Genomic DNA, 3,696 nt, shown 5'->3' with positions numbered 1-3,696 from the left:
GCAGCGCAGGACAGAGCTGGACACGTCGATGCCCGACGGGTAGACAAGCACACGAAGCCCCTGGTGGAGACGGAATTCTTGGTCGAAAACCCATCTACCAGGGGCTTCACCCGTTCACCAGCCCTACTGCCCAACTCGCACGACAGGTTGGAAAAGGCTCATTGCCTAGCCGAGTCTGGACTACGCACTCCCGCCCCACCGGCCCCTCCCACTTTGGGTCAGCAGCGAGGGCGCCGCCTCCAGCATTACCAATTCTGACCGCCCGAACCGACGAGGCGGCGGTGGCAGATGAGGGCAAGGAATATCCCGCGAAGGCGAGAAAGCGTCGCCATCCAGCGAGCCAGCACACCGCGCGCTCCACCATGAGGGCCGCCCACGCGCTGGGACTAACCGATGCCGCGGCGGGTGAACCCCCGGCACGATGCCGCGCTGTTGCAGTGGTTGCCGCAGGGTGGGTAGCCGGGGCCCGGTCATCGTGCAGCTTGGCTGTCCGTTGGCGGGGCGTTCCGGGGCTGGAGCGGATAGATGGGATGACGAGAACCAGTGGCTCTAAGGTCCGGCAGTGGTGCGGGCGATGCAAAGATCCAGAGCGAGAGCGCCGACCGTTGCGGTCGCGGATCAGATGATTCTTTGGTCCTGTCGGATACCCCGCCTCCTGAGGGCGCGGACGCTCACCGAGTCAATCGCGTCCCCTGGACGATCGGGCTCGCTGTATCCGAACTCATCCAAGATGACCCTCCCGGTCGAGGCGGGGCTCCCCCGTGCTCCCCGATCCGACGCGTGAACGCTTGTACACAGTTTGCCGGTAAGCCCCGAAGTGGGCTTGATTCGCTTTGACGGACATCTGGGATCAGGGGCTTCGGCCCCGGAACGCTGATGTTCATCATGGAAAGCATGAGGAAGAAAGCCGCGTCCTCGCTGCTCGTTCACGCCGGAGTTCAAACCGAGATCGTCGAGCTGTGCCGGCTAACGAGCGCATGGTTGGCGGTGCGACGTCGAAGGTGCAGGTTGGCCTAGTGGTTACTGTGGTTGTTTGGGCTTACGGGTCGCGGTCTGCTGGTGTGGGAGCAGGCTGGCGACGGCTTGGATCGTGTCGTTCACGTGGTCCGACGGCCATGGTGGCGGGCGAGGGCTCTCCAGTTCTTGAGATGTGCGATGCCGTGCTCGACGCGGATACGTCGTGAGGAATGTGCCTTGCGCTGGCGTTCGTAGATCTCCTTGTACCAATCTGGCGAGTTCTTCTTGAACTTGCGGTGTGGTGGCGTCAGGACGCGGCCGCCGGTCTGGGCGCCCAGGCCCTGATAGCCGGCGTCGGCAAGGATCTCCACGGCCGGGCCGTTGGCCAGGTGCTTGACCAGTCCTGACTGTCGGGCGTGGGTGATGTCGGCGCAGCTGGCCGGCTGGGCCGGGCTGCAGAAAAGGAGCCGGCCACGGGCGTCGTGAGGACCATGGCCTTGACGGCGTTCTGCTTGTTCTTGCGGGAAATGAACTTCTCCCGATCCTTGTGGCCTGCGGACCCGGGTCTCGGTGCCGTCGATGATCCCGGTCTGTCCGCTGGCGCCGAGGTGGTCGATGACCTCGGCGAGGGTACGGAGCCGGATGCCGCCTGCGATGGAGCAGCCTCGCTTGGCGAGCAGGGGCCGCACCTCGCCGATCGCCCGCGGGATCGTGGAGCTGTCAACACCGAACCAGCAGACCAGCACGTCGTGAGTAGCACCGTGCCGAAGGTGAACGAGCGTTGCCAGGAGTCGGTCGATGAAGACCAGTCGGTGCTTTGCACCAGCGCCGACGGCCCGCTTACGCGACCTGGACTCAAGTCTCGCCTGGTGTCGTTCGTGCCACAACAGCGCCACCTCCGCGCCGAATTCGGAGATCACATCGGCCGAGAGCCCGGTGACCCTCCGGTCGCTGATGATCGCTGCACGAGCCCCGTACCCCATCACACGAACATGATCAGGGATCACGATCCAGCCCCGCACCGCCGACCATGCACGAGGTCGCTAGGGGACGGCTCGGTCGGTCAGGTCGTCGAGGACTTCGGTCTGACCGAGACCGCAGTCCGTGACCGGGTGAAGCGGGCCGAGGTCGATGCGGGTGAGCGATACAGCCTGACCAGCAGCGAACGCGAGCAGCTGGCAGCTTTGCGGCGGGAGAACCGCAGGCTGCGGGAGGACGTGGAGGTCCTCTGCGTGCGATGGCTCGCTTCGCGATGGAGTCCCGGCGAACGCACCCATTCATCGAGGCGGAGAAAGCCGCCGGCCACTGCGTTAAAAGGGCGTGAGAACGGCTCTGGGGCAACCGCGGTCGGAGTGAAAGATCACCGGGCTGGCCGACGACTTCGGCTCCACCCTGAAGCACGAGCTGGGCATCCCACCCTGGCCCACTCGGGCAGCCGCCCGAACCTCGATTTCGAGTGGCCCGAGAGCAGGTGCAACTTGCACCGGCTCACAGCAGCCTCGGCTACGCAGTCCTGCCGCCTACGAGGCCGCACTCGCGGCCTGACGACCACATTGATCAAAGCGGACGAGCTCGGACCGCCGCCGACCACGCCCAGGGCACGAGGCACCGCACGTCAGCGGCACGTCCAGCACCAGCTACGAGACGGTCCAGGACTGGTCTTCAAAGAGCTGCTCTCCAAAGAAGGCAAGGTCTAAGCACGACTTACTCATGCGGCCGGAGTGTCAGGTTGGATAGGCATGAATCATCCGTAAGCGGACGAACGCTCGAATGCCGAAAATGCCGGTAGCCGGTGGACTGGCGCATATTGCCGATTCTGTTGCGCCAGCGATGGGCTTGGGCACAAGCGGACGAACCACACGACGACGAGGCGCAGGGCTGAACCGTGAACCTTCATGCATCAGGTAGCACCGATACAAAACGCACGCTGGCACGAGAGTCAGCGGCTGGTTGGATGAGGGTGAGCGAGCTGCGCCCATTGGTAGCGGCGATGACATCTTTGCGCGATGGCGACTTTTCTTGTCGGCTGAGCTCAGAGAGCAATGGAATCGTCGCCGAGTTGGCAGCATGCTTCAACCAAATTTCTATGCGTAATCAGCATTTTGCCGACGAGCTGAGTCGTGTCCGTCGTGAATTCGTACGGCAGGGCCGTCTTGACGAGCGGCTTTCAGCCGGGCAGGGGCAAGGCGCATGGACCAGCGCAGTCGCGTCGGCCAACACACTCATCGATGCCTTGGTGGTCCCTACGGTCAACGCGACCCGAGTCCTGGATGCTGTGGCGAGCGGCGACCTAAGCCAGCGCGTGGATCTCCATGACGGGAACCGTCAGTTGCGAGGCGATCTGAGGCGCCTAGGCCGCGGGGTCAATCACATGGTGGATCAGTTGTCAGTGTTCACGAATGAGGTGACCCGGGTTGCCCGTGAGGTCGGCATCGAAGGACGTCTGGGCGGCCGCGCCAAGGTTCGAGGGCTGTCTGGTACCTGGCGCGAAGCGACCGAATCCGTCAACACCATGGCCAGCCGCCTCACAGCCCAGGTGAGAGACATTGCCGTCGTCACTACTGCGGTGGCTCGTGGTGATCTCACTCGATCGGTGACCGTGGAGGCCACGGGAGAGCTGCTAGAGCTCAAATTGACGGTCAACACGATGGTCGATCAACTGTCAGCCTTCGCCGACGAGGTCACCCGGGTGGCCCGCGAGGTCGGAACCGAGGGAAACCTGGGCGGACAAGCCGTACG

At 64.0% G+C, this 3,696-nt stretch carries 2 protein-coding genes; one reads left to right on the top strand and one right to left on the bottom strand.

Annotated features, from left to right (window positions below; all coding sequences use genetic code 11):
• Positions 1-1,097 precede the first annotated feature (1,097 nt).
• Positions 1,098-1,940: a transposase family protein gene (locus ABZ532_RS30790; protein ID WP_361291106.1), complete on the bottom strand. Its 843-nt coding sequence runs from the start codon at positions 1,938-1,940 to the stop codon at positions 1,098-1,100.
• A gap of 1,007 nt (positions 1,941-2,947) precedes the next feature.
• On the opposite strand from ABZ532_RS30790, the gene ABZ532_RS30785 reads away from it, so the two are divergent.
• A partial coding sequence (locus ABZ532_RS30785) for a HAMP domain-containing protein (RefSeq protein ID WP_361291103.1) occupies positions 2,948-3,696 on the top strand: 749 nt, incomplete at its 3' end.

The organism is Streptomyces sp. NPDC019396, from assembly GCF_040632375.1.
Lineage (GTDB): Bacteria > Actinomycetota > Actinomycetes > Streptomycetales > Streptomycetaceae > Streptomyces.
This window is presented reverse-complemented; position numbering and strand designations above follow the sequence as displayed.

What these genes read in the sequence shown, in the direction of transcription:
- ABZ532_RS30790 (WP_361291106.1), bottom strand. Translation starts at nt 1,940, where the DNA reads ATGGGGTACGGGGCTCGTGCAGCGATCATCAGCGACCGGAGGGTCACC.